This is a genomic window from Streptomyces sp. NPDC053560 (assembly GCF_044544605.1).
Lineage (GTDB): Bacteria > Actinomycetota > Actinomycetes > Streptomycetales > Streptomycetaceae > Streptomyces.
The window spans coordinates 41,275-66,413 of the sequence record NZ_JBITXI010000006.1 but is presented as its reverse complement, the minus strand read 5'-3'; the positions used below and the strand labels follow the sequence as shown (position 1 = coordinate 66,413).

Below are 25,139 nucleotides of genomic sequence, written 5' to 3'. Positions count from 1 at the left end.
GGGGCGGGGCCCCACCGATTCGCTTCGGTGGGGCCCCGCCCCTTCGGCGTACGCCGTCGCGCTGCCGGCGGCGCTCAGATCGTCAGCGGCTCGAACTCGCGGAGCTGGTACGGCGGCAGGTCCGCCTCGGTGGAGCGGGTGTCGTGCGCCAGCGCGAGTGTCCAGGGGTGGCCGGGGCCGACCGCGATCTCCATGGCGGGCAGGGCGCGGGAGAGCGTGCCCAGGGCCGCGGCGCGGTCGCCCGTCGCGAGCAGTGCCAGCGCGTGGTTGGCGTCGCTGCCGACGGTGTACGGGTGGGCGGGGCCGAGCAGATCGCGGTAGGCCCGGTATGTGCGCTCGGCCATGGCCAGGGCGTGCTCCGGGTCGCCGGACTCCCGCTCCAGGCAGCCGGCGCCGGACGCGATCATCAGGGTGAGCGGGTCCCGGCGGCCCAGCAGCCGCACCGATCGCTCCAGCAGCGCCTGCATGCCCTGCCGGGCGCGTTCCCCCTGTCCCGCCCCCCGGCGGCAGAGCGCCAGGTTGTGCGCGGCACGCAGCGTCTGCGGGTGGTCGGCGCCCAGGAGCCGGTGGTGGGCCCGGGCGTTCCGCTCCTGGATCTCCAGGGCCAGGTCGGTGCGGCCGGTGAGGCGCAGGCCGGTGGCGTGGTGCAGCTCGGAGCAGAGCGTCCAGGGGTGGCCGGTGCCGAGGATCTCGCCGCGCGCCCGCAGGGTCTCCCGGTCCAGTTCCACGGCCTGGTCGTGGGAGCCGAGCAGCCGCAGGGAGACCGCGAGGTTGTTCTGCGCGGCGAGGGTGCGCGCTTCGCGGTCGCCGAAGGTCTCCCGGCTGCCGTCGAGGACGTACCGGGAGAGTTCCAGCGCCTCCTGGTAGCGGGCGAGGCCGCGCAGGTCGGCGGCGAGCCCGGCGGCGGCGCGCAGGATCTCGGCGTCCGGGGCGCTGCGCCCGCTGAGCAGCCGTTCCAGCGCGGGCCGGTCCAGCGCCTCGCAGGCCGCGTACTGCCCGGTGGCCCGCAGCAGGTTGGTGTGCGCGTGCAGCAGGTCCAGGCGGTACGGGTGGTCCTCGGGCAGCAGCCGCTCCCAGGTGAGGTCGGCGCGCCGCGCGAGGGCGAGGCCGGTGTCCTGGGCGCCGGTGAGGTAGGCGTAGCGCAGGCAGTTCAGTACCGGTGCGGCGGTCTCCGCGGGGTCGGCGTCCAGCGCGCCGGCGGGCAGCAGGTGCGGCAGCAGCCCGGCGTACGCGGGCCAGTGGGCCGGTTCGTCGGGGCGGCCGGGGTCGGCGGCGGCGAGCGCGCCGCGGACGGCCCGCGCGTACCGCTCCCGCTCCGGGGCCGGGATGCCCTCGCGGACCAGGAGGCGGACCATGCGGTGCAGGTGGACGCAGGCCACCTCGGTGCCGTCGGCGGACTCGGTGGCCTCCACGACGGAGTAGCGGGCGAGCAGCCGCAGGGCTTCCTGGAGCCGCCGGTGGTCGCCGGTGACCGGGGTGAAGTCGCCGCGGATCCGGGCGAGGAGGCCGACGGGGACGGTGCCGGGCGCGAGGACGGCGCACAGCCGCAGCACTTCGGCGGCGTCCGGTGCGGTCTCGGCGATGCGGTCGAGCAGGGCGGTCCAGGCGGCGGCGAAGGTCATCGGGAAGTCGTCGGCGACGACCGTGCGGGCGTCGGCGATGCCGCCCTCCAGGAGGCGGAGGTACCGGTCGACGCTCATGTCGGAGTCGTTCAGCCAACCCGCCGTCTGGTCCAGCAGGAGCGGCAGGTCCTCCAGCGCGGCGGCGAGCCGGTCGGCGTCGGCCGCGGTCAGCCGCGGGGCGCGGCGGCGGACGAAGGCGACGCTCTCCGGGCGGCCGAGGACGGGGACCGGGAGGAGGAGGGTGTTGTGGGTGTCCCAGGAACGGTTGCGGGAGGTGATCAGGACGTGGCCCGAGCCGCTGGGCAGCAGGTCCGCCACGGCCGCCGGGTCGTCGGCGCCGTCCAGGACGAGCAGCCAGCGGCGGTACGGCTCGCCGCGGCGCAGCGCGTCGACGACCGCGCCCAGCCGTTCCCCCGGGCCGGTGCGCAGTCCCAGCTCGGGGGCGAGCGCCGCCATCTTGCGCCGGGCGCGGTCGCCCGTACCGGCGTTGACCCACCACACCACGTCGTACTCGGTCGCGAAGCGGTGCACGTACTCGGCGGCCAGCTGGGTCTTGCCCACCCCCGCCATGCCCAGCAGGGTGCAGACGGCGGCGCCGCGTACGGAGCGCTCCAGGCGGCGGTGGATGTGGGCGAGGAGCGCGGCGCGGCCGGTGAAGCGGGGGTTGCGGCGCGGCACGCCGCCCCAGACGGCGGGGGCGTCCAGCGGGAAGCGCGGGCCGCCGGTGCCGGGGGCCGGGGTGTCCGGGAGGCCGAGGCGGCGCAGCAGGAGGCGTTCGGCGTGGTGCGCGCCGGCCTCGGTGAGCTGTGCGGGGCCGAGCGCGGCGGCGCCGGCGGGGAGGTTGCCGGGGTCGGTGACGGAGACGGCGGCGAAGCGGCCGGGGTGGGCGGCGTTCACATCGGCGAGCGCGGTGTCCCACTCCCGGCCGGTGCGGACGCCGGGCTGGAAGTAGCCGGCGCTGAAGACCAGCAGTATCCGGCCGCCGGAGAGGGTGAGGCCGGCGAGCGCGGAGCGCAGCTCCATGGCGGCGGGCGGGTCCCAGTGGTGCAGCGGGGCGCGCAGCCCGTGGCGTTCGAGGCGGTCGGCGATCCAGTCGCCCCAGGCGCGGCTGTCAGCGGCGACGCTGACGGTGACCCGTGGGCCGGCCGGCGGTCCGGGGCGCACCGGCCGGGCGGGCCGCGGGACCCGGGCGGTCGCGCCCGTCGGCCGCTGCGGGAACGTCGACTCCGCCGGCTGTGCCATACGGTCCTGCTCTCCTGTGAAGGGACCGTCGATACGGCCCTGTTCTTCCGTATCCCACGGCGCCGGGCCGCCGCGAGCGGATTCCGGCCTAGTGCGCGGGGCGGCCGTGGCACGCACCCGGCACTGACGCCCCCTCAGATGATCTGCGGCTCGAAGTCCCAGAAGGGCCGGGTGCGGGCGCGGGCGGAGACGGTGTGGGCGTGCTGCGGGCCCAGTACGGTGCTCAGCCCGGTCAGCGCCTCTTCCTCCAGCTTGTCGGCCTCCGGGCGTTTGCGCAGGCCGCGCAGGTCCGCGGCGAGCGCCACCTGGCCGGAGAGGGTCAGCGGGTGGCGCAGGCCGAGGGTGGCGACGGCCCGGGTGACGGTGTCCCGGCCGAGCTCCGCCGCGCTCTCCGGGTCGCCCGCGAAGTTGCGGGCGGCCGCGGCGTTCAGCGCGCACCCCAGCGTCCAGGGGTGGTCGGGGCCGACGGCCCGGTCCATCCCCGCCAGCGCCTCCTCGGTCAGCAGCAGGGCCTGCTGCCGTTCGCCAGCGGCGCGCAGCACCAGCGCGTGGTTGGCCTGCGCGCCGATCGCGTACGGGTGGGCCTCGCCCAGCTGGAAGCGGTACCGGTCGGTGACCCGCTCGCCGATCTCCCTGGCCTGGTCCAGGCTGCCGTGCTCGCGGGCGAAGCAGGAGTAGCTGACGCCGACCATGAGGGTCAGCGGGTCGGCCTCGCCCAGCACCCGCTCGCAGCGCTCCAGGACCCGGGCCAGCAGCCGGCCGGCCTTGGGGCGTTCGCCGGAACGGTAGAAGCACAGCCCGAGGTTGTGCTCGGCGCGGAGCGTCTGGGGGTTGTCGTCGCCCATGACGATGCGGTGCACCCGGGCGCTGTGCTCCTGCACCGAGGTGGCCTCGGCGTACCGGCCGAGCAGCCGCAGGTCGGTGGCGACGTGGATCTCGGAGAACAGGGACCAGTTGTGGCGCGGGCGCAGCAGCTCGCGGCGGGCCTCCAGGGTGCGGCGGTTCAGCGCGAGGGACTCGGTGTAGCGGCCGAGGAGGCGGAGCGAGACGGCGAGGTTGTTCTGCGCGTTGAGGGTGCGCGAGTCCTGCTCGCCGACCAGGTCGGTGTAGCCCTGCAGGACGGTGGTGGACAGCTCCAGCGCCTCGTCGAAGCGGCCGAGGCCGCGCAGGTCGGCGGCGAGCCCGTTGGCGGCGCGCAGCGTGTCCAGGTCGCGCGGGCCCTGGGTGTCGCGCAGGTGGTCCAGGACGATGCGGTCCAGCGCCTCGGTGGCGGCGTAATCACCGGTGGCGCGGAGCAGGTTGGCGTAGTGGTAGCTGAGGTCCCAGATCCGCGGGTGGGTGTCGCCGAGCGTCTCCCGCCAGCGGGCGAGGGCTCGTTCGGCGAGTTTGAGCCCGGCGCGGTACTCACCCGAGAGGTACATGTACCGCAGCACGTTCAGGACCAGGTTCTGCACGTCGGGGTCCCGGCTGACCAGGACGTCGGCGGCCTTGAGGTGCTGGGCGATCTCGGCGAAGCGCGGCCAGAGCCGGGTGTCGGTGGGGCGCAGCGGGTCGGCGGCGGCCAGCGCGCGCTGCGCGACGCGGCTGTACTCCTCGACCTGCCGGTCGGGCATCAGGGCGCGGACGGTCTGGTGGACCATGCGGTGCATGTAGAGGATCTCGCCGCCGGGCGAGGCGTCGTCGGCGGTGACGTCGTGGGACTCGATGCGCACGACGGAGTACTGCAGGAGCTTGCTGAGGGCCTGGTTCCACAGCAGCGGGTCGTTCATCAGCCCGGTCAGCTCCTCCGGCAGGTCGCCGGGCGGGAGCTCGCGGAGCAGCCGTACGGGGATGGCGGCGGGCGCGAAGAAGGAGCACAGCCGCAGCAGGTCGACGGAGGCGGGGACGGCCTCGCTCAGCCGGTTCTGCAGTATCGACCAGGAGGTCTGGTAGGTCATCGGGAAGTCGTGGGCGACCCGGACGACCTCGGCGTCGGCGCCGCTCTCCAGCAGTTCGACGTACTCGTCGACGGACATCGAGGAGTCGCTGAGCCAGCCGGCGGTCTGGTCGAGCAGCAGCGGCAGGTCCTCCAGGGCCTCGGCGAGCCGGCCGGCCTCCTCCCGGTCCAGGCGCGGCGCGCGGCGGCGCACGAAGGCGATGGACTCCTCGCGGGTGTAGACGGGGACCTCGAACATCATGCTGTTGTGCTCGCCCCATTCGCGGTTCTGCGAGGTGAGCAGCACGTGGCCGGGCCCGGAGGGCAGCATGTCGGCGACGTGTTCGGGCTGGTCGGCGCCGTCCAGGACGAGCAGCCAGCGGGAGGAGGGGTCGCCGCGGCGGAGCGCGTCGCGGACGGCGCGCAGCCGCTCGCCGTACTCCTGCCCGGTGGTCAGCCCGAGGGCGGGGGCCAGCTCGGCCAGCCGCTGGCGCATGGGGGTGCGCTCGCCCGCCGAGACCCACCACACCACGTCGTACTCGGAGCCGAAGCGGTAGACGTACTCGGTGGCCAGCTGGGTCTTGCCGACGCCGGACATGCCGTACAGCGTGCAGACGGCGGCGCCGCGCTCGGCCTGCTGGAGGCGGTGGTAGACGTCGGCGAGGAGGGGCTCGCGGCCGGTGAAGCGGGTGTTGCGGCGCGGCACGCCGCCCCAGACGCGCGGCTGCTCCTGGGGGTAGCGGGGGCCCTCGCCGTCCTCCTCCGGGTCGGGGTGCGGGTCGGCGTCGATGCCGAGCCGGGCCAGCAGGCGGCGTTCGGCCTCGCGGGCGCCGACGTCGGCCAGTTCGGCGGCGCCGAAGACGGCGGTGGCGGTGGGCAGCGCGTTGGTGGTGACGGAGACGGCGGCGAACTTGTCCTGGCGCTCGGCGACGACCGTGCGCAGCGCGCCGTTCCACTCGTCGTGGCTGCGCGGGCCCAGCTGGATGTACCAGTCGCTGAGCACGATGAGGACGGTGCCCTCGGCGAGCGCGAGGTCGCGCAGCGCGTCCTCCAGGGGGGTGCCGGCGCGGGGGTCCCAGCGCTGGAACGCGACCCGCATGCCGTGCCGTTCCAGCCGGTCGCCGATCCAGGCGGCCCAGGCGCGGTTGAACCCGGCGAAGCTGATCGTGACGGGTGGCCGGCCTCCGTGCGAAAGGGTCCTGCGCGCTGCGGGCATTCGAACGACTCCCTCGTCTTGCGTACGAACGAACGGCCGGGCAAGGACCGTCAGAGCTGCCCTCGTGGGGAACATACACCGGCGCCCGGTCGTCGGCGGTCATCGCGCGTGCTGACGTCGCCACATCGTCCGCGAGGTCTCCACGTAGGCGCTCGCACGGGCCAAGTAGCCCTCCGGAGGCGGCCGTTCCCGCAATCGGGTGAGCCGGTCCGCCATGGCGCCGGCCAGCACGCGGCCGGCCGGGGTGAGGGCGCGCGAGCCGAGCAGCGTGGGCAGCGCGGCGCCGACCTGTTCCCGGCAGCGGGAGTGCTCGGCCCAGGCGGTGTGGCGCTCCAGCGCGTTCTCGGCGGTCAGCGCGAAGCGCTGCCAGTAGTCGGCGAGGGCGAGGTGGGAGTACGTGCCCTGGAGCAGCCCGTCGAAGGGGCGCGGGTCGGGCCGCCAGGGCGCCCAGTGCCGGGTGGTGCCGGTGTCGTGGTGCAGCGGTGTCAGCTCGGTGAGCGCGGAGAGCTTGGCGTGCTGGAGCTCGTGGACGAGCGTGGCGGCGAGGAAGGCGGGGGTCTGCGGTGCGGAGCTGAGGACCGCGCCGAACGCCTCGCGGCGGGTGCCGCTGCAGTGTGCGGGGCCCGCGGCGTGCGGGCCGGCCTGGGGCGGCGGCGCGAGCGGCACGATGCAGTCCAGCAGGATGCCGGCCTCCAGGGCGCGGGTCGGGCCGCCGCGCTCCAGCAGTGGCCCGGCCCCGGCCCAGGCGGCCTGCCAGCCGGCGCGTTCGGCGGTGCCGAGCGGCTCGGCGGACTTGAGTCCGTGCCGCTCCAGGCCGCTGTCGGCCGTGCGGAACGGGTCGAGGTCGTCGAGGAGTACCGGGCGCGGGCCGCCGGTGAGCGGGCGCAGCGGCCGCCACGCGGGATCGGGCGACTCCCAGACGCCGTCGGGCCGGCGGCACAGCACGGCGGGCGGCCCCGCGGCCGGGCGGAGGGTCAACCTGCCGCCGCGGTGGGTGAGTTCGACGTCGGGCGGTGGCCCCCGGTGCCCCGCGTCCGTGCCGGGCAGGACGTGGGCGCCGAGGGTGGGCAGGGCGAGTGCGCCGTTCGCGGCACGCAGCCGCAGCGTGAAGGGGAGCCCGGCGCGGGCGGCAGCGGCTGCGGCGACGGCCCCGAGGTGTTCGAGGTCGGGCAGGAGGTCCGGCGGCGGGACGGCGGCCGCGAGACCGCGCAGCACGCGCCGAACCCAGGGCCCGAGGAGCGGGTAGTACAGCACCTGGCGGGTGGTGCCCCGGCCGGCGCGGTCCGCCGCCTCCAGCAGCCCCCAGTGCTCGGCGACCCGGGCCGCGGCGGACCGCGGCACGGTGGGGGTGCGGGCGGTGTCCACGGCGTCCAGCAGCGCGCGCAGGGCCAGCAGCCGCCGTACCCGCTGGTCGTCGACGAGCAGCCCCAGCGCCTCGGCCCCGCCTTCGGACCGTCCCAGCTCGCGCAGCAGGTCCAGGGGTATCCGGCTGGTCATCGCGCGGGCCCCCGCGCCGCACCGGCCAGCCGTCCCGCCGCGTGCCGGATCAGGCGCTGGAGGTCGGCGCAGTACACCGAGGGGTTGGCGAAGCCGCTGCCGTACCGGTAGCGGTGCGCGTACTGGCCGCCGCCGCACACCCGCACCAGGGGGCAGGCGCGGCACACCGGGGCGAGGGCCGCGGCGCCCGCGTGCCGGGCGGCGACGCCGGGGTGCGCGAGCGCGTCGTCGAAGGTGTGGTGGAAGACGTCCAGGCCGGTGGCGGCGGCGCCCTCGTACGCGGACTTCAGGGAGTCCACCTGCTCGATGGTGCCGTCGGTCTCCACGACGACGGCGGTGAAGGGCGTCAGGCCCAGCGACTCGCCCCCCGCCGGCGCGCCCATCAGCAGTGCCAGACATTCCTCGAAGAGCCGGACGCCGGGCTGTCCCGGGCCGCCGTCCCACCAGGCGTCGAAGGCGGCGGCGAGCCAGTCGCCGTACGGGGTGGGGCGGTCGGCGGCGCCGGGGGTGAGGCCCGGTGGCGGGGTGGTCCAGTTGCCGTGCGGGAGCAGCAGGTCCAGGCGTGGCGGGCGGAGCGCGGCGAGCGAAGCGTAGGTCTCGGCCGGGTCGGTGCGCGGGTCGACGACGGCGAGGAGGCCGGCGTACACGTCCGGCTGCACCTCGGCGAGCAGCCGAAGCCCGCGGACGGCGCGTGACCAGGCGGGGCGCCCGGCGTGATCCACGCGCGCGGCGTTGTGCGCGGGCAGCCCGCCGTCGAGGCTGACGCCCACCTGTATGCCGTGCGCCGCGAGGGTGCGCAGCCGGTCACGGGTGAGCAGGGTGCCGTTGGTCTGCACGGTGGGGTGCAGGACGCAGTCGGCGGGCAGCAGGGCGCGCAGCCGGTCCACGGCGCGGCCGAGCCGGCCGGCGCCGGCCAGCAGGGGCTCGCCGCCGTGCAGGACGAGGGCGGCGTGCCGGAGGCCGTGGGCCGCCGCGTGCTCGGCGATGCGCCGGGCCGTGCGCTCCAGTACCGCGTCGCTCATCATGGCCGGGCGGTCCCGCCAGCCGTGGTCGGCGGCTTCGTAGAGGTAGCAGTAGCGGCAGGCGAGGTTGCAGTGGCCGTGCACCTTGAGGACGAACTGCCGGAAGGGGTGGACGTCCGGCCGGTCCGCCGCCGGGCCCGCGTCCCGTACGGTCTGCTGCGCCACGTCGGCACCCCCAAAGCCGCGGCCCGCGCAGGGACGGCCCCCGTCGCCGGTCCGTGGCGGAGTATCCCTGCGGGGCGGCGTCACCAAACCGGCTCCGATCGGCCGTGTCCGGTTCCGCCGGTCCCAACGACCGAAAATGTTCGGGTGACATCGGAACGCTTTCGGCAGCGTGGTGGGTTCCACGTCAGAAAGCGCTGTTGAAGCCCCACAGCATCTCGGTGGGTTCGTCCACCCGGGTCCGTATCCGCTCCAGCACCTCGGCCAGTACCGGGTGCTCCACCGTCCGCAGCTCCGCGAGGTCCAGGGCGAGCAGGTCCGGCAGTTCGGGCAGCTCGCCCGCCGGCGGCACCGCGGCCCCGGCGGTCCCCGCGCGGTCCGCCGGCCGCGCCTCCGTGTCCTTGCCGCTCATCGATTGCCCCTTCCCGCCAACTGCCCCCGTTGCGAGGTCGCTTACAGGCTGCCGCCTGTCACCTGCCGATGTCCACGATCCGGCGCGAGGTCTCCTCGGCCGCGGGCCCGCCCCCGTCCGGCAGCCGCCGCCACTCCTCCAGGGCCAGCCGGTAGGCGTCCCGCGCCGCCCGCGGCCGGCGCGCGTCCTCGTACACCTCGCCCCTCAGGTGGTACGCGCGGGCGCACAGCCGTACGGCGGGTGCGGGGTCGGCCGCGTCCTCCTGGGCCGCGCGCGCCGCGTCCGCCGCCCGCCGGTACGCGTCCGCCGCCTGCTCCAGCTGCGCGTCCAGGCGGGTGCGGCGGTGCGCCAGCCGGTGTGTGCCGCCCAGCTCCAGGAAGCACTCGGCGCGCACCATCGGGTCGGCGGCGGACTGTGCGGCGAGCCCGAAGAGGTGCTCGGCCTCCCGCAGGTCCACCCGGTCGTCGTCGGTCCTCCGGAGCATCAGGGCACGCCCCAGGGTCAGCAGCCGCCGCGCCAGCCGCGGGTCGCCGGCCGCGGTCTCCATCCGGCAGTCCCGCAGCACCCGGACCGTGCGGTGGATGACGGCCCGGCCGCCGGGCTCCCGCGCCCGGCGCATCAGCGCCTCGCCCCACTCCTCGATGAGGTCGCCGTAGCCCTCCCGGTCCCGCGGCACCGCCCGGCAGGCCGCTTCGTAACCGCGGTCGGCCTCCGCAAGATGCCGTGCGTCGCCGTCCGCCTCGAAGCGCCGCACCGCCAGCCGGGCGGCGCGCACCAGCACGTTGGCCCGCTCGTCCGGCCCCTGCGCGGCCTCCCCCATCTCGTCGATCAGCCGTCCGGCGCGGTCCAGCGCGCCACCGGTCAGCGTCAGCAGCGCGTCGACCAGCTCCAGCCGGGCCCACAGCCGGGCTTCCCCTGGCGCGTCCTCGGCGGCCATCGCGTCGGTCGCGTGCGTGAGCGAGGCCGCCGCCTGTTGTGCGTACGCCGCGGCCTGTTCGCGGTCGGCGGCCGTGCCGGACAGCCGCAGCAGCGCCCGCCCGTGCGCCAGCGGCAGGCCGAAGGGCTGTGCCTCGTCGTACGGCCAGGCGTCGGCGAACGCCTCCAGCATCCCTACCGTCTCCTGCAGCAGCCCGCTGTCGCCGCCGAGCTGCCACTGCTCCTCCAGGACCCGCACCCGCTCCAGGGTGATCGCCAGGGCGTGCCACGGCTCCAGGCCCGCGGTCGCGCACACGGCGGTGAACTCCCGGTCGGCGCGCCGCAGCAGCTCCAGCGCGCCGCGCCCGTCGCCGGCCGCGCGCCGCTCCGCCGCCTCCCTGTGCAGCACCCGGCCCAGCGCCGTGCGGGCCCGCGCGGCGCCGGACTGCGCGGCCGTGCGCGCCGCGTCGTGCGCCTCGCGGAGCAGCGCCCGGCCGCCCTGCAGCTCCCACAGCCGCAGCAGGGTCTCCGCCAGCTCGCTCCACAGCACGGCGTCGGCGCCGCGGTGCCGTTCGCCCTCCGTGGCGTGCCGCAGCAGCTGCACCGCGTCGATGAGGTTCTGCACCATGCCGTCGGCGGCGAACCGCCGCACCAGGTCCTGGGAGCGGCGCACCGCCTCCGAGGACGCCGGGCCGCCGGGGCCCTCGTACGCGTCGGCGGAGACGCTGCGCAGCGGGATGAACCGCTCCAGGACGTGTGCCGCGACCTCGGCGAACGGCTGCGGTACGCGCACGCCGGGCCCGTCCGGCAGGGGCGGGGTGCGCAGCCGCGCCACGGACTCCACCGCGTCCGCGATCCGGTCGCCGGTGAGCTGGGCGATGGCGAGTGCCGGGAAGTTCGGGCCGCCCTTGCCGAACCGCTGCTCCACGTACGCGGAGCAGTGCTTGAGCACCAGCAGCGCCTCGTCCCTGCCCAACGGCCCGAGCAACACCTCCTGCACGCCCTTGACGAACTCGTACCAGGGGCCGCCGGCCATCGACTCGCCGTCCGTGCGCGTCAGCAGCCCGCCGAGCAGCACCTCCGACAGCTCCGCGGGGCCGGTGCCGGGCAGCATCGTGCGCTGCACCAGCTGCATCACCGGCAGGCACAGCGGCGCCGCCGCCAGATAGACGGCGAGCTGGGCCGCGCCGGGAGAGGCGGCGCGCCGGAAGCGCGCGACGACCTCGGTGGCGGGCAGCGGATCGCGGGGCCGCGGCGCGGGGGCCGGCGGCTGGTCGGCGCGGAGCCGGCCGACGGCGGCGGGCACCTGTCCCGCGCCCGTGCCGGAGAGCAGCCTCGCCCAGGCGGCGAGGGCTCCCGCCGCCGGCGGGAGCACGGGGACCGGCAGCTCACCGGGCGCGGCCTGCGCGGTGTCGCCCGTGAAGTGCAGGACCGTGGCGTACGAAGGGCCCTCGCCGCGGCGCAGCGTGCCGTAGGAGACGGGCAGCCGGGTGCGGGACCACATGCGCTGCGGAAGCGGCTGGAGGACGGCGAGCGGGCCTTGCCGGGCGAGCCGGTGCAGCAGCCGGTGGGCGTGGCCGCTGCGCCACAGGGGCCCCGCGCAGTCGCTGACCAGGACGGTGACCCGGCGCCCCGTGGGATCGCTGAGCTGGTCGGCGGAACGTAACGGCGCATGGCCGGGCTCGAAGCGGCGGGAGACCGCGGGGCGGCCGTCCGGGCCCTGGTGCAGGAACTGCACCTGGACGTCGCGGAAGGCGCCCAACTGGGCGAAGACCTGCTGGAGTTCGTGCAGCAGCCGGTCCCATACGCACATCGAGGACGAGGCGTCCATCACCAGCTGGAGCGACGCCTCGGCCCGCGGCACCGCACGGAACACCGGCATCACCAGCCCGCCGGACCGTGCGCTGCGCTCCGCCGTCGCCCGCTCGTCCAGCACGTGCCGCACGGCGGGCGCAGCGCTGCGGTAGCGCTGGAGCGGGCGCAGGGCGCGCTGCAGGGCGAGCAGGTCGGGCAGCGCGGAGGCGGCGGGCACCCCCACGGGCAGACCGGTGTCGTACGGGCCTGCCGACGCGCCGGAGCCGTCCGCACCGCCGCTCACGGGCGGGTCCTGGCCGGCCGGGTAGAGCGCGACGCGGGAGGTGCCGGGCGGGTCGGCGGAGCCGCTGCCCGCCGGTTCGCGGTCGGGGCCTGTGCCGCTCGCGGGCCGGTCGGGGCGCGCGGGCGCCGCCGTCCGTTCTTCCGGCACCCCGACGCCGGCATCCGCCGGGTCGGCGCCGCCCTCCCGTTCCGCCGCGGCCTCGCGCGGCCGGTACCACTGCGCCAGCCACAGGGCGTCGGCCAGCTCCCCGGCGTCCGGGTCCAGGCCCGCGCCGCGCAGCGCGGCGACCACGTCGGCCCAGCTCTGCGGGGCGGTGAAGCGTCCTGCACGGTCCCGCGTCACGGCGTCACCTCGGCCGGTCGAGGCGCTGGATGAGGAGGTCGGCGAGCCGGTCGCGGGTGGTCGGCGCTGCCTGGTGGGTGAGGTAGATGGCGTTCAGCAGCTGGTCGGCGGCGAGCAGTTCGCTGCGGGAGCGTTCGAGGAAGCGGGCGATCAGGTCGTCGCCCGCGCGGGCCGCCTCCTCGCCGAGATGCGCCCGTACGACCGTGGCCAGCCGTTTGTGGTCGGGCTGGCCCAGCTCCAGGTGGATGCAGCGGCGCAGCAGCGGGGCTGGGAAGTCGCGTTCGCCGTTGCTGGTGAGGATGACGAAGGGGAAGGCGCGGCAGCGCACCCGGCCGTCGCGGATGCGCACCTTCTGCCCGTCGTCGGTGAGCACCTCGACCTCGGGCTCCCGCTCGGCCAGCCGCTCCAGCTCGGGGATCGAGAACTCGCCCTCCTCCAGGACGTTCAGCAGGTCGTTGGGGAGGTCGATGTCGCTCTTGTCCAGCTCGTCGACGAGGAGGACGCGCGGCTGCGCGGTGGGCAGCAGGGCCGTACCGAGCGGGCCGAGCCGGATGTAGCTGCCGATGCCGCCGGGCGCCGCGGCCTGCGCGCCGGGCCCGCCGGCCGCCCGGCTGCTCGCGGCGATCTGCACGTCCTGGAGCCGGGCGATGGCGTCGTAGTGGTACAGCCCGTCGCCGAGCGTCGTCCGGCTCACGATCGGCCAGCGGAGCACCCTGCCGAGCTTCAGTTCGTGCGCGACGGCGTGCGCGAGGGTGCTCTTGCCGGTGCCCGGATTGCCGGTGACCAGCAGTGGCCGGCGCAGGTACAGCGCGGCGTTGACGATCTCCAGCTCCTCGGCGCTGGGCCGGTGCATCTCCGCGACGTGCTCGCCGAGCCGCCGGGTGGAGGAACTGTCGGTGGCGGGGCCCGGCGCGACGAGCGGGGCACCGTCGAAGTCCCGCCAGGGCGGTGGGTCGGGAAGGGCCGCGATGCCGTCGTGGGGCTCGCCCGTGCCGCGGTAGATGAGCCATTCGTTCGGTTCGCTCACTGCGAACTCCTCGTCACTGGTGGGTCATCGGCAGTTGCGCACCGGCCACGCTCCGACCGTATCGGGACCGGCGGCGGCCCGGTAGGAGCACACGGAAAGACGCGCGTCCCTCACGGTGTCTCCAGCACGTCGTCGTCCCCCGGAAGCGGTCGCCCGGGATCGTCGTACAGCAGCGTGATCCCGCGTGACCAGTATGCTTCCGGCTCCGCCGCGCCGATGCCGGCGCGCAGCTCACGGACGGCGGCGGGCAGCCGGTGGGCGGTCGTCCCGCTCTTCACCGTGCGCAGGATCCCGCGGTGGTACTCCCCGCACACGGGGTCCATGCGCTCCCTGCGCCACAGTGCAACCGGATGGCCGCTGCCGACGATCCGGCGGATCGCCTCGCGCCCTCCGTCACCGCCGGGCACCCGGCACAGCACGGGGAAGAACCGCGCTTCCAGATCGCGCAGCGCGTCGGCGGTGACGTCCTCGGGGCGGCCCTCGTCGCAGTCGACGCAGGCGTGTCCCATGCCGTCCTCGTGCAGCCGCGCCCAGCGCTCCTGCGGCGCGGACCCCGGCGCCGCCCCCTCCTCCGGCGGAGGCTCGGCGGTCCGGTCGGCGCAGCGCACCACCACCGGCCGCTGCTCGCCGATCGGCGGGGAGCCGGGCGGAATCCGCCAGGTGTCCACCGCCAGGTCCAGCAGCGCCTGCCGGAGGGCGACCTCCAGGACGGCTGGGCGGCCCGGCTCGTCGCTGCGGCGGAACGCCTCGCCGAGCGGCCCGGCCAGCTCGGCGGGCAGGTCGGCCAGCGCCGTGCCGTGCCGGCCCTCGCCCAGCGGCAGGTCGCCGGTGGGTCTGCTCGCGGTGATGTACCAGTCGAACCGGCCCTGCTCCCAGGCGCGTTCGGTGATCTCCAGCAGCACCGAGGGCAGCGGGACGGCGGCCGCTGCCTCCGCCGCGCGCCGGGACCGGCCGACCGCGCGGGCCCGCACCCGGGCGTGCCACTCGGCACCCAGGCGACTCCTGGCCAGCGGCGGCAGTTCGGTCATCGCCAGGTCGCGCACCCAGCCCCAGACCGCGTCCGCCGCCTCGGCCGCCGCCGGATAGGGGTGCTCGGCGGTCGCCGCGTACACCGCATACCGCAGCACTGCCTCCAACTCGCTGTGTATATCGCGCAGTTCGAGCCGGTCGAGATACACCTCCAGGCCCTCGCGCCAGCCGCGGGGCGCGAGCCGCAGCTCCTCGCCACGCCTCGGGAGCAGCTCGTCGACCAGCGCCACCAGCGCGGGCGTGCCGACCGGCGGCGGCAGCTGGGCCAGCAGGCCGTGCAGCACCACCCGGCGCTTGGGCGTCAGCGCGGCGACGGTGGCGGCCGCGGCCGGCAGCCCGCTCTGCGCCTCGGTCCAGGTGTCCCGGGCCTGGCTGACGTCGGCGTGCAGATCGGCGTGGTGCCGGTCGTGGGCGTGCAGCACGCGGTGGTACGGATCGTCCTCCTCGCGGCCGATCCGGATGCCGGGGACGCCGATGCGGCGCAGCTGGGCCAGCGGGATGCCGAGCCCGCCGTCCCGCGCGCCGCCCCGCCGGCCCTTCAGTACGCCGATGACCTCGCCGCGCTCCACGTCGACCAGCGGGCCGCCGGACAGCCCCGCCGGCATCTCGTCCTCGTTGCCCAGCCGCAGCAGCCCCTGGTCGCCGAACTCGCCCCGGACCCTGCAGCGCCCGTCGAACGCGCCGACCGTCCCGGCGATCTCGGTGTACCCGAAGTAGGCGACGCGCTCGCCGCCGTGCGCCCGCCCCGTGCGCGGCGAGAGCCAGCAGCAGGCGTGCGCGGTGGGCCGGAGCAGCCGGATCAGGGCGAGGTCGGGCGCGGGCAGCCAGCCGTCGGTGCGTACGGCGGGCTCGGCCCATTCGACCCGGCCGCGCACGCTGCCCCCTTCGAAGCTGACGCCCACCTCGCCCCCCTCGCCCTCCAGCGCCACATGGGCGCAGGTGAGCACCCAGTTGGGGGCGACGAAGAAGCCGCTGCCCCACAGGGACGGCTCCGGCGGCCCTTCGTGGGGATACCCGTCGTGGGCGGCGTGGATGCGCACGGTGGCGGCCTTGACGAGCGGGGCGAAGCGCCGGGAGAAGTACGCGTCCGGATCGTGCGCCCCGTTCATGCGCCGCCCCCGGTCCCGCCCTCCGCGAGGTCCGCGGGCGGGCCGCCCTGCCAGGTGAGGGTGACGTTGATGGCGGCCTTGGCCTCGCCGTCGGCGAGCAGCCCGACCAGGCTGCCGGACTTCCCGCTCAGCTCGATCCCGAACTGCACGCTGACCTCGTCGGGCCGCAGTCCCCGGAGCGCCCCGGCGAGCGACCGGGCGACGCCGTGCACCAGCCCGTCCAGGCTCTCCACCCGCCCGAGGACGCGGTCGGCGAGGAAGCCGCTGTCGACGTAGTCGGCACCCTCTCCCCCGCGCCGGCCGCTGTCCACGTACGCCTCGCTCCGGGGCCGCGGCAGGAGCCCTTCAGCGCCGGATATCCGGGCCCAGACGGGCGTACCGTCCGGCAGTTCGATGCGTGCGACACGCGTCGTGTCCTCGCTCATGCCACCCCCCGCTGCAGCTGCGCCAGGAGGCCGGCCGGACGCTCGGTGCCGATGCGGACCCCCCGACCGCGGCTGCCTATCCTGACCTGGAATGTCTTACCCCTACCCCTTTAGCGGAGCGCTCACGTGTATTTCACCGACCGAGGCATCGAGGAGCTGGAGAGCCGGCGCGGCGAGGAGGAGGTGACCCTCGGCTGGGTCGCCGAGCAGCTGCGTACGTTCGTCGACCTCAACCCCGACTTCGAGGTCCCGGTGGAGCGGCTGGCGACATGGCTGGCACGGCTGGACGACGAGGACGACGAATAGGGGCGCACGGCGGCGCCCGGGCGCGCGGCGCTTGACGCGACGCGACCGCGATATATCGTGTTCCGTAGAGGGACACGATATGTTGCGTTGCCCGTCCGCACAGGGGAGGCCTGCCATGTCCGTCAGGGAAGAGTGGCCGGACGGCCCGGTCGAGGTGACCGGACCACGCACGCTCGACGTCGACGCGGCGGTGAACGCGCTGCGGATACGGGTGTACGGCGGCACCGTCAACGTCGTCGGCAGCGCGACGGCCGAGCGCACCCGCATCGAGATCGGTGAGCTCAAGGGCCCGCCGCTGACCGTCTCCTACGACGGCGGCACGCTCACCGTCGGCTACGACGACCTGCCCTGGCGAGGGCTGCTGCAGTTCCTCGGCCGCAAGGGGTGGCAGCGCGACGCCGTCGTCTCGGTGACCGTCCCGGCCGCCGCCCGGGTCGAGGTCGGCACGGGCGACGCGAGCGTGGTGCTCTCCGGCGTCACCGGGCGCACGGAGCTGCGCGGCGTCTCCGGCGACACCACCCTGGTCCGGCTGACCGGACCGGTGCGCTCCGAGACCGTCACCGGCAGGGTCGAGGCCCAGGCGGTCACCGGCGACCTCCGCTTCCAGTCCGTCTCCGGCGATCTGACCGTCATCGACGGCGGCGGCAGTTCGGTGCGGGCCGAGTCGGTCACCGGCGGCATGGTCGTGGACCTGGACCCGGCGGCCAAGGGCACCGACGTGCACCTCACGACGGTCTCCGGCGAGGTCGCCATCCGGCTCCCCGATCCCGCCGACGCCGAGGTGGACGCCAGCACCACCAGCGGCCGGGTCTCCAACGCCTTCGACGACCTCCGGGTCGGCGGCCAGTGGGGCACCAAAAGCATCACCGGACGGCTCGGCGCGGGCACCGGACGCCTGAAGGTCACCACCGTCTCCGGCTCCCTGGCGCTGCTGCGCCGCCCGCGCTCCGAGGACGCCCCCGCCGACCCGCCCGCCGACAAGAAGGTGCTGTAACCCATGCCCCCCGTCTTCGCGCACGGCCGTCTCCGTCTGTACCTGCTGAAGCTGCTGGACGAGGCGCCCCGCCACGGTTACGAGATCATCCGGCTGCTGGAGGAGCGCTTCCAGGGTTTGTACGCGCCGTCCGCCGGCACCGTCTACCCGCGGCTGGCCAAACTCTCCGACGAGGGCCTGGTCACGCACGCCACCGAGGGCGGCCGCAAGGTGTACTCCATCACCGAGGCGGGTCGCGCCGAACTGGCCGCACGCGGCGGCGAACTCGCCGAACTGGAGCTGGAGATCCGGGAGTCGGTGGCCGCGCTCGCCTCCGACATCCGCGAGGACGTCAGCGGCTCGGCACGCGACCTGCGCCGCGAGATGCGCGAGGCCGCCCGTGCCACCCATAGGCAGGGCGCACGCACGGGCGGTACGCGGTCCGGCAGCGGCGGGCCGCAGGGCCACCCCGACCCGGCGGACTTCTTCGACCGCGCCTACGGCGACCCCGACGCCTGGCGGCAGGCCAAGGAGGAGTTCCGGCGCGCCAAGGAGGAGTGGAAGGAGCAGGCCCGGCGGGCCAAGGAGGAGAGCCGGCGCGCCAAGCAGGAGGCGCAGCGCGCCCGCAAGCAGGCCAAGACCGCCAAGGACTCCGCGCGCGAGGAGGTGCAGGAGGCCATCCGGCGGGTGCAGGAGAAGGCCCAGGACCATGTGCGGTCGGGCGACTGGCAGGGCGCGGTGCGCGAGGCGCTGTCCGAGGTGTCCCGCGAGGTCGGCCGCTTCACCGACGGCCTCACCGGCGCGGCCGGCCCCACCGACCTCACCAAGGACACGCCTCCCGGGGCGGACACGGCGGCCCCGCCCGGCCCCGCGTGGGCGAACGATCCGGCCACCGGCGACCCGGCCCGCGACCTGGACCGGCTGCTGGACCGGTTCCGCGACGACGTCCGGGACGCCGCACGCGATCACGGCGTGGACGAGGAGCAGTTGGCGGAGGCCCGCAGGCAGCTCGCGGCGACCGCGGCGCACATCGGTGCGCTGCTGCGCCGCTCCGCACGATAGTCACACACGGTCATTTTCGAAGGGCTGGGTTCACCCCGGGTAATCGGGGCACCCGGCCCTTCGCAGGGCCGTTCGTCCACCCACGGACCGACTACGGCGTTCCGTAGACCCCTGGCCTTGCCCACGCTTAGAGTCAACTCTTCTCGCTCATAGGGATCTTGAAGGCCATGAGGTGTGCGATGTCGGAATATCCCGCGGTTGCCCGTCGGCTGTGGCACCAGCTCGAACCGCTCCACGCCACCCTCTACTACGCTCCCGAGGCCTTCGAGGAAGCGGCGGCCCTCGGCTACGACGTCGGCACCCGCTGGCCCAGCTACTTCGCGTGGCGCACCGCTCCGCTGGGCGCCGCCGGGCCCGAGCTGGTCGCCGCCACGTACTACAGCTTCAGCCCGCGGATGGTCGAGCAGTACGTGCCGCTGATCTGGTCGACCGCCGCACCCGCCAAGGTTCTTGAGGCCCGGCTGCGGGCGATGGACCGGGTGCTGCGCCGGCTGATGGGCGACCGGCTGACCAAGGACCAGATCACGGAGGCGGCCCGGCTGGCCCGGCAGGCCGCGGAGAACGCCATCCCCGCCGCCCGCCCGCTGGCCGCCGCCAACCTGGACCTCCCCTGGCCCGCCGAGCCGCACCTGGAGCTGTGGCAGGCGCTCACCGTCCTGCGCGAGCACCGCGGTGACGGGCATCTGGCCGCGCTGCTCACCGCGGGCCTGGACCCCTGCGAATCGCTGGTCTCCTTCGCCGCGGTGGGCGCGGCCCCGGAGGAGCACTTCCGCAGCCGCGGCTGGACCTCGGCGGAGTGGCGCCAGGCCCGGGACCGGCTCGCCGCGCGCGGCTGGATCGCGCCCGACGGCCGGGCCACCGACCGCGCCCACGAGGGCCGGGAGGAGATCGAGCGGCAGACGGACCGGCTGGCGGCGGGCCCCTGGCGGGCGCTGGGCCGGGCCCGCGCCGACCGCCTGGCGCAGCTGGTCAACCCACTGCTGGTGGCCGTCTTCGAGTCCGGGCACCTGCCGAAGACCACCACCCTCGGCATCGGCCGGATCCGGGTCGCGTACTGACGCCCGGCCGGCGGCGGGCGGCGTCAGGCCGCCCGGGACCGCTCGGCGAGCACCCGCTCGACCTCGCCGCGGGTCACGCCGTACTCCGCCAGGACGGCGGTGGCCACACCGGTGCCCGTGGTCAGCGCGAGCAGCAGGTGCTCGTCGCCTATGTGCTTCTCGCCGCGGCCGAGGGCGATCCGCAGCGAGCGCTCCAGCACGCTCTTCGCCTCGCGGCTGAACGGGCGCCGCCCGAAGCGCCCCCGAGCCGTTGTCCGCGCCAGCGCGCCGGGCCCGTGCTCGGCCTCCACCCGCGAGACGATCTCCTCGACATCGATGCCGAGCCCGGCCAGGGCCTCGGTGTCGGCCGGCGAGAGGCCGCCGCGGCGGCGCGCCTGCGCCAGCGCCTCGGTCACCGCCGCCCGGCGCGCGGACGCCCCGAGCGCCGTCAGCGCCCCGGCCGCGGGCGTGCCCTCCCGTTCCAGCAGGGCGAGGAGCAGCTCCTCCTCGCCCACCGTGCCGCCGCCCGTGCGGTCGGCGCAGGCGACGGCGCCCCGTACGACCTCCCGGGCACTCACCGTGAACTTCTCGAACATCAGCGCCTCCCGTGCTTCTTGTGGACCGCCTGCCGGCTGACGCCCAGCTCGTCGGCGATCTCCTGCCACGACCAGCCCTTCACGCGGGCACTGCGCACCTGTACGGCTTCCAGCTGCTCCAGCAGCCGGCGCAGGGCGGCGACGGCCCGCAGTCCGATACGCGGGTCCCGGTCGCCCGCCCGCTCGGCGAGTTCCGTTGCTTCCGTCATGGTGTCAATGTAGGTTGACACGCCGCGCACGTCAACCAAAGTTGACGATCGGGGGGTGAGGATCGGTGCGGCCGCTCAGGAGACCTGCGACATCTCGCTGTCCGCCTTGTGCTGGATGGCGGAGAGCACGGCCGCCGGGTCCCCGCCCTCGCTGACGGCCCGGGCGATCCGCTTCTGGAGCGCGGCGGTCACCTGCGGGCCGCCGACCGTGTCCAGCTGCGGGAACTGTGCCTCGCGCAGCTGGTCGACGAAGGGCCACAGCGCACGGTGGTGGCCGTCGGCGCGCATCGCCTCGGCGGCCGGGACGGTGACCGGCAGCGTGCCCTGGTGCTCGGCGTACCGGGTGACGTTCGGCGTGCTGTAGAGAAAGTCCAGGAACGCGCCCGCCTCCCGGACGTGCCCGCGCTGCTGGAACGCCACCAGCCAGTCGGTGCTGCCGGTGGGCGTCGCGGTGCCGCCCTGCCGCCGCGGGAACGGGGCCGTCGCGTACGGCAGGTATGCCCGGTCGGCGCTTGCCATCAGCGCCGGGTGGGCGAGCAGCATGCCGGCCTTGCCCTCGACGAAGGCCCGGTAGGCCTCGGACCGGTTCAGCCCCGCGCCCTCGGGGCCGGTCAGGCCGGGCACCACCAGCCGGTCGCGGACGGCGCGGAGCGCGGTGGTGTTCTGCGGGGAGTCCAGGATCCAGCTGCCGCCGAGGCCCACGTAGCCGCCGTTGTTGCCGAGCAGCCAGCTCAGCGCCTCGTCCTCGGCGGCCTCGGGCCCGAGCTGCAGCGCGTACGGCGTGCGCACGCCAGCTTCCTCCAGCGCCGCGGCGTCCGCGGCCAGTTCGTCCCAGGACGTCGGGGGGCCGTCGAGACCGGCCTTCTTGAACAGCTTCTTGTTGTAGAAGAGACGCGGCGTGCTCGCCCGGAACGGCAGCCCGTACTGCACGTGGCTGATCTCGCCCGCGCGGGCCAGCGCCGGGACGAAGTCCGCCTGAGTGGCGATGGAGAGCAGGTCGTCCGCGCTGTAGAGCCGCTCGGACCGCGCATACGAGGCGAAGGCGCCCGTCTGCGCGATGTCCGGCGCGTCCCCGGCCGCCACGCGGTCCGCCACCGCCTCGGTCAGCCGGGTGTGCGGCACCGGGTCCAGGTCGACCGCGATGTCCGGGTGCTGCTTCTCGAAGGCGGCGACGAGGCCCTGCCAGTAGGCGGTGGTGTCCGCGGCGTCCGCGCCGTAGTCGGCCACCACCACCTTCAGGGTGACGTCCGCGTTCCCCGGGCCGCCCGTGCCGCACGCGCCGAGCGAGAGGGCCAGCGCGGCGGCCACCCCCGATGCCACGCACCGGAAACCGGCCGCCCGTCTCGTCGCCTCCGCTGCCCGCCCCGCCGCGCATAAGGAAGCGCGTCGCCGCCGTATGACCATGTCCGCCCCTGTGCCGAATTCCCACTGGCGAACGAGTGGTTCCCCCCGGCCGTCCCTCCGCCATCCCTGGGCACATGCTCACCCACGGGCCGCACGCGGGCGCGGAAATCAGCCGCCGACGGGTGTGACGGACGGGACGAGTGTGACGACGGCGGCGACGCCGTCCGGGCCCGCGTCGAGGTCGGCCGCGGTCCCCGCGGGCAGCAGCGCGGCGTCGTATTGGCCGAGCCGCACCGCCTCCCCGGCCGCGGCGGGCGTCAGCAGCGCCTCACCGGCCACCGCCACGACCAGTACGGCCGCCTGCGGGCCCGCCGCCGCGCCTACCGCGTACCGGCCGCGGGCCATCGCCACGTCGGCGGCGCACCGCCCCTCCCGCACCATGACGTTGAAGTTGACGACGGGGCCGCCGGTGAGCCGGCAGTCCGTGGCGGCGCCACCGGCGAACGACAGCGGCCGGAACCGCTCGGTGACGGCCGTCCGCTCCCCGTCGACCGTCAGCTCCAGCCCGTCCCCGGCCACCATCGTGAGGATGCGCCGGACGCCGGGCAGCGGGGAGTACGGGCCGTCCCGGTCCACGTCCGCCAGGCTCACCCGCCAGGCGAAGTCGGACCAGCCGGCGCCGGGCGGCCCGGCGGCGATCTCCCGGGTGGTGCCGCCCCCGTTGCTCCAGGGGGCGGCGGCGCGTCCGGCGGCCGGCAGCAGTCGTACGGGCTCCATCAGACGGTCAGCACGACCTTGCCGAAGAGATCACCCTCCGCCATCTTCGCGAAGCCCTCGCGGGCCCGGTCCAGCGGCAGCTCCGAGTCGATGACCGGCTTGACGCCCTTGGCGGCGCAGAAGTCCAGCAGCCCGGCCAGCTCCTCCTTGCTGCCCATCGTCGAGCCGACGACCTTCAGCTCCAGGAAGAAGATCCGGTTCAGCTCGGTCTTCTCGGGGTTGAAGCCGCTGGTGGCGCCGGAGATCACGAGCGTGCCGCCGGGCTTGAGGGACTTCACGGAGTGCGACCAGGTGGCGGCGCCGACGGTCTCGATCACCGCGTCGACCCGCTGCGGCAGCCGCTCGCCGGACGCGAAGGCGCCCTCGGCGCCCAGCTCCAGCGCCCGCTTGCGCTTGGCCTCGTCCCGGCTGGTGGCGAAGACCCGCAGGCCCGCGGCCGCGCCGAGCGCGATCGCCGCGGTGGCCACGCCGCCGCCCGCGCCCTGGACCAGTACCGAGTCCCCGGGCCGTACGCCGGCGTTGGTGAAGAGCATCCGGTACGCGGTCAGCCAGGCGGTCGGCAGACAGGCGGCCTCGGCGAAGGTGAGCCCCTTCGGCTTGGGCAGCACGTTCCAGGCCGGGACGGCGACCTGCTCGGCGAAGGTGCCCTGGTACCGCTCGGTGAGGATGGAGCGGGGCTCCTTCGGGCCGACGCCGTGGCCGGTCTGGCCGATCACCGAGTGGACGACGACCTCGTTGCCGTCCGCGTCGGTGCCGGCCGCGTCGCAGCCGAGGATCATCGGGAGGGCTTCTTCGCCGAGCCCCACACCACGCAGCGACCAGAGGTCGTGGTGGTTGAGGGAGGCGGCCTTGACGTTGACGGTCGTCCAGCCGGGGCGGACCTCAGGAGCCGGGCGCTCGCCCAACTCCAGGCCGCTGAGCGGATCGTCACGGTCGATTCGGGCGGCGTAGGCAGCGAACATGATCCCAACGTAGGCCGGGCTACGCCGTTGCGGAACCACTACGCGGTGTGACGCGCGCCCCTTCAGGGGCGCGGGGAACTGCGCGAGCAACCGTCACGGCGCCGCGGCCGGGCACGACCGCGTACCCCTACGGCGCCTGGCCGTCCCGCGACGCACGGAGTCCGAACCCGGGAGCCGAGAGCTCGGGCGCTTCTCACCATGGCCCGCCGCGGCGCCATCGTGGCCGGTCGCGCAGTTCCCCGCGCCCCTAACGGGTCCGGGCCCGCTCCCTCGAGGGGAGCGGGCCCGGACCACGGGCGGCAGCGGCGTCAGCGCCGGGCCACGCCCTCCGCGCGAGCGGCAGCGGCCACCGCGGCCGTCACGGCCGGGGCGACCCGCTCGTCGAACGGGGAGGGGATGACCTTGTCCGCGCTCAGCTCGTCCGCGACGACGGCGGCCAGCGCCTCGGCGGCGGCGAGCTTCATGCCCTCGGTGATCTGCGACGCGCGCACCTGGAGGGCGCCCGCGAAGATGCCCGGGAAGGCGAGCACGTTGTTGATCTGGTTCGGGTAGTCGCTGCGCCCGGTGGCGACGACGGCGGCGTACTTGTGCGCCACGTCGGGGTGGATCTCCGGGTTCGGGTTGGCCATCGCGAAGATCAGCGAGTCCTTCGCCATCTTCGCCACCGCCTCCTCGGGGACCGTGCCGCCGGAGACGCCGATGAACACGTCCGCGCCTTCCAGCGCCGACTCCAGCGAACCGGTGAGCCCGCCCTTGTTGGTGAAGCCGGCCACCTCCCGCTTGACGTCCGTGAGGTCCTCGCGGTCCGCCGAGACGACGCCCTTGCGGTCGCAGACCGCGACGTCGCCGATGCCCGCCTCGATGAGGATCTTGGCGATGGCGACACCGGCCGCACCGGCGCCGGAGATCACCGCGCGCAGCTGCCCGAGGGAGCGGTCGGTGAGCTTGGCGGCGTTGCGCAGCGCGGCCAGCGTGACCACGGCGGTGCCGTGCTGGTCGTCGTGGAAGATCGGGATGTCCAGCTTCTCCTGAAGCCGGCGCTCGATCTCGAAGCAGCGCGGCGCGGAGATGTCCTCCAGGTTCACGCCTCCGAAGGAGGGCGCGAGCCGCACCACGGTGTCGACGATCTCGTCGGTGTCGGTCGTGCCGAGCGCGATCGGCACCGCGTCGACCCCGCCGAACTGCTTGAAGAGGATGGCCTTGCCTTCCATCACGGGAAGGGAGGCCTCCGGGCCGATGTCGCCGAGCCCGAGCACCGCGGTGCCGTCCGTGACCACGGCGACGACCTGGGACTTCCAGGTGTAGTCGTGGACGAGTTCGGGCTGCTCGGCGATGGCGCTGCACACCTTGGCCACGCCGGGCGTGTACGCGAGGGACAGATCGTCCCGGTCACGCACCGGCACTGTCGCCTGGACGGCCATCTTGCCGCCCCGGTGGAGCGCGAAGGCCGGATCGAACGGCTCTCCGTCCGTGCTGTCGCTGTCGCTGCGAGGATTGACGATCTCCGCTGCCACTGGTCTGACCCCTTTGTCGTAAATCAGTTGAGGGTGGCCACTCCCTGGTTGAGGGGTGGGCGGGCACCGCGTCCGCGCCCTGAACAGCGGATGTCCGCCGCGCGGGGGGAGGTACGGACGCCGGGCGCGCCGCACACGCGCCCTGAGCCCCGGATGAGGGGTGTAACGACCCTTTGTACCCGACGGGTGTGCGCCCCGACGAGTCGGATTGGTCACCCCCGCGCGCGCGATTCCGACAATAACCGCGAATACCTCGGGAAGCAGGAGCCCGGATCACCCGGCGTCCACATGCCGAGACTTCCGTTCCGGTAACGCATCCCGCAAGG

Annotated in this window: 18 protein-coding genes and 1 pseudogene; 4 read left to right on the top strand and 15 right to left on the bottom strand. The window is 75.3% G+C overall.

Going from position 1 to position 25,139, the window contains the following annotated elements; translation table 11 throughout:
- Positions 1–74: 74 nt before the first annotated feature.
- The 9 genes and pseudogenes from fxsT (ACIGQF_RS15725) to ACIGQF_RS15685 all read right to left on the bottom strand — a co-directional run.
- Positions 75–2,864, bottom strand: coding sequence for an FxSxx-COOH system tetratricopeptide repeat protein (fxsT, locus tag ACIGQF_RS15725; protein ID WP_399710265.1), 2,790 nt, complete (start codon positions 2,862–2,864; stop codon positions 75–77).
- 134 nt (positions 2,865–2,998) lie between these two features.
- Positions 2,999–5,995 carry an FxSxx-COOH system tetratricopeptide repeat protein gene (gene fxsT, locus ACIGQF_RS15720; protein WP_399710263.1) on the bottom strand — a complete coding sequence of 999 codons (2,997 nt, stop codon included), beginning with the start codon at positions 5,993–5,995 and terminating at the stop codon, positions 2,999–3,001.
- 99 nt (positions 5,996–6,094) lie between these two features.
- Positions 6,095–7,492 (bottom strand): aKG-HExxH-type peptide beta-hydroxylase, encoded by a 1,398-nt coding sequence (locus ACIGQF_RS15715; protein WP_399710260.1) that lies wholly within the window; start codon positions 7,490–7,492, stop codon positions 6,095–6,097.
- A complete protein-coding gene (locus ACIGQF_RS15710) occupies positions 7,489–8,679 on the bottom strand; it encodes an FxsB family cyclophane-forming radical SAM/SPASM peptide maturase (protein WP_399710258.1) in 1,191 nt (396 codons plus the stop codon). The genes ACIGQF_RS15715 and ACIGQF_RS15710 overlap by 4 nt, the downstream gene beginning before the upstream one ends.
- 184 nt (positions 8,680–8,863) lie before the next feature.
- Positions 8,864–9,088, bottom strand: coding sequence for an FxSxx-COOH cyclophane-containing RiPP peptide (fxsA, locus tag ACIGQF_RS15705; protein WP_399710255.1), 225 nt, complete (start codon positions 9,086–9,088; stop codon positions 8,864–8,866).
- A 58-nt stretch (positions 9,089–9,146) separates the two neighbouring features.
- Entirely contained in the window at positions 9,147–12,443 is a 3,297-nt protein-coding gene (locus tag ACIGQF_RS15700) for an SAV_2336 N-terminal domain-related protein (RefSeq protein ID WP_399710253.1), read from the bottom strand.
- Positions 12,444–12,447: 4 nt separating this feature from the next.
- Entirely contained in the window at positions 12,448–13,470 is a 1,023-nt protein-coding gene (locus ACIGQF_RS15695; protein WP_399710251.1) for an AAA family ATPase, read from the bottom strand.
- A 110-nt stretch (positions 13,471–13,580) separates the two neighbouring features.
- Positions 13,581–15,608, bottom strand: coding sequence for a trypsin-like peptidase domain-containing protein (locus tag ACIGQF_RS15690; RefSeq protein WP_399710249.1), 2,028 nt, complete (start codon positions 15,606–15,608; stop codon positions 13,581–13,583).
- A 29-nt stretch (positions 15,609–15,637) separates the two neighbouring features.
- Positions 15,638–16,033, bottom strand: a pseudogene (locus tag ACIGQF_RS15685) (CU044_2847 family protein); the annotation flags it as partial.
- A 126-nt stretch (positions 16,034–16,159) separates the two neighbouring features.
- Between ACIGQF_RS15685 and ACIGQF_RS15680 the strand changes: the two are divergent.
- From ACIGQF_RS15680 to ACIGQF_RS15665, 4 genes are all read left to right on the top strand, one after another.
- Positions 16,160–16,339: a DUF6104 family protein gene (locus tag ACIGQF_RS15680; RefSeq protein WP_018536135.1), complete on the top strand. Its 180-nt coding sequence runs from the start codon at positions 16,160–16,162 to the stop codon at positions 16,337–16,339.
- Between the two features lie 115 nt (positions 16,340–16,454).
- A complete protein-coding gene (locus ACIGQF_RS15675) occupies positions 16,455–17,333 on the top strand; it encodes a DUF4097 family beta strand repeat-containing protein (protein WP_399710247.1) in 879 nt (292 codons plus the stop codon).
- 3 nt (positions 17,334–17,336) lie between these two features.
- Entirely contained in the window at positions 17,337–18,374 is a 1,038-nt protein-coding gene (locus tag ACIGQF_RS15670; RefSeq protein ID WP_399710245.1) for a helix-turn-helix transcriptional regulator, read from the top strand.
- Between the two features lie 179 nt (positions 18,375–18,553).
- The gene (locus ACIGQF_RS15665; protein WP_399710243.1) at positions 18,554–19,432 is read left to right on the top strand and encodes a hypothetical protein; all 879 of its coding nucleotides are present in this window, start codon (positions 18,554–18,556) and stop codon (positions 19,430–19,432) included.
- Positions 19,433–19,455: 23 nt separating this feature from the next.
- On the opposite strand, the gene ACIGQF_RS15660 is transcribed toward ACIGQF_RS15665, so the two are convergent.
- From ACIGQF_RS15660 to ACIGQF_RS15635, 6 genes are all read right to left on the bottom strand, one after another.
- Positions 19,456–20,007 carry a Clp protease N-terminal domain-containing protein gene (locus ACIGQF_RS15660; protein WP_399710241.1) on the bottom strand — a complete coding sequence of 184 codons (552 nt, stop codon included), beginning with the start codon at positions 20,005–20,007 and terminating at the stop codon, positions 19,456–19,458.
- Positions 20,007–20,216 (bottom strand): helix-turn-helix domain-containing protein, encoded by a 210-nt coding sequence (locus ACIGQF_RS15655; RefSeq protein WP_361555465.1) that lies wholly within the window; start codon positions 20,214–20,216, stop codon positions 20,007–20,009. Before ACIGQF_RS15655 ends, ACIGQF_RS15660 begins: the two co-directional genes overlap by 1 nt.
- Before the next feature lie 75 nt (positions 20,217–20,291).
- Positions 20,292–21,536 (bottom strand): extracellular solute-binding protein, encoded by a 1,245-nt coding sequence (locus ACIGQF_RS15650; RefSeq protein WP_399710238.1) that lies wholly within the window; start codon positions 21,534–21,536, stop codon positions 20,292–20,294.
- Positions 21,537–21,728: 192 nt separating this feature from the next.
- A complete protein-coding gene (locus tag ACIGQF_RS15645) occupies positions 21,729–22,337 on the bottom strand; it encodes a HutD family protein (RefSeq protein ID WP_399710236.1) in 609 nt (202 codons plus the stop codon).
- A complete protein-coding gene (locus ACIGQF_RS15640; protein WP_361555456.1) occupies positions 22,337–23,299 on the bottom strand; it encodes a zinc-binding dehydrogenase in 963 nt (320 codons plus the stop codon). The genes ACIGQF_RS15645 and ACIGQF_RS15640 overlap by 1 nt, the downstream gene beginning before the upstream one ends.
- Before the next feature lie 308 nt (positions 23,300–23,607).
- Positions 23,608–24,813 (bottom strand): NADP-dependent malic enzyme, encoded by a 1,206-nt coding sequence (locus ACIGQF_RS15635; RefSeq protein ID WP_361555453.1) that lies wholly within the window; start codon positions 24,811–24,813, stop codon positions 23,608–23,610.
- Between the last annotated feature and the right edge of the window lie 326 nt (positions 24,814–25,139).

Coding starts and splice junctions, on each gene's coding strand:
- ACIGQF_RS15670 (WP_399710245.1), top strand. CDS start 17,337: ATGCCCCCCGTCTTCGCGCACGGCCGTCTCCGTCTGTACCTGCTGAAG.
- fxsT (WP_399710265.1), bottom strand. CDS start 2,864: ATGGCACAGCCGGCGGAGTCGACGTTCCCGCAGCGGCCGACGGGCGCG.
- ACIGQF_RS15715 (WP_399710260.1), bottom strand. CDS start 7,492: ATGACCAGCCGGATACCCCTGGACCTGCTGCGCGAGCTGGGACGGTCC.
- fxsA (WP_399710255.1), bottom strand. CDS start 9,088: ATGAGCGGCAAGGACACGGAGGCGCGGCCGGCGGACCGCGCGGGGACC.
- ACIGQF_RS15690 (WP_399710249.1), bottom strand. CDS start 15,608: ATGAACGGGGCGCACGATCCGGACGCGTACTTCTCCCGGCGCTTCGCC.
- ACIGQF_RS15675 (WP_399710247.1), top strand. CDS start 16,455: ATGTCCGTCAGGGAAGAGTGGCCGGACGGCCCGGTCGAGGTGACCGGA.
- fxsT (WP_399710263.1), bottom strand. CDS start 5,995: ATGCCCGCAGCGCGCAGGACCCTTTCGCACGGAGGCCGGCCACCCGTC.
- ACIGQF_RS15640 (WP_361555456.1), bottom strand. CDS start 23,299: ATGTTCGCTGCCTACGCCGCCCGAATCGACCGTGACGATCCGCTCAGC.
- ACIGQF_RS15665 (WP_399710243.1), top strand. CDS start 18,554: ATGTCGGAATATCCCGCGGTTGCCCGTCGGCTGTGGCACCAGCTCGAA.
- ACIGQF_RS15660 (WP_399710241.1), bottom strand. CDS start 20,007: ATGTTCGAGAAGTTCACGGTGAGTGCCCGGGAGGTCGTACGGGGCGCC.
- ACIGQF_RS15645 (WP_399710236.1), bottom strand. CDS start 22,337: ATGGAGCCCGTACGACTGCTGCCGGCCGCCGGACGCGCCGCCGCCCCC.
- ACIGQF_RS15655 (WP_361555465.1), bottom strand. CDS start 20,216: ATGACGGAAGCAACGGAACTCGCCGAGCGGGCGGGCGACCGGGACCCG.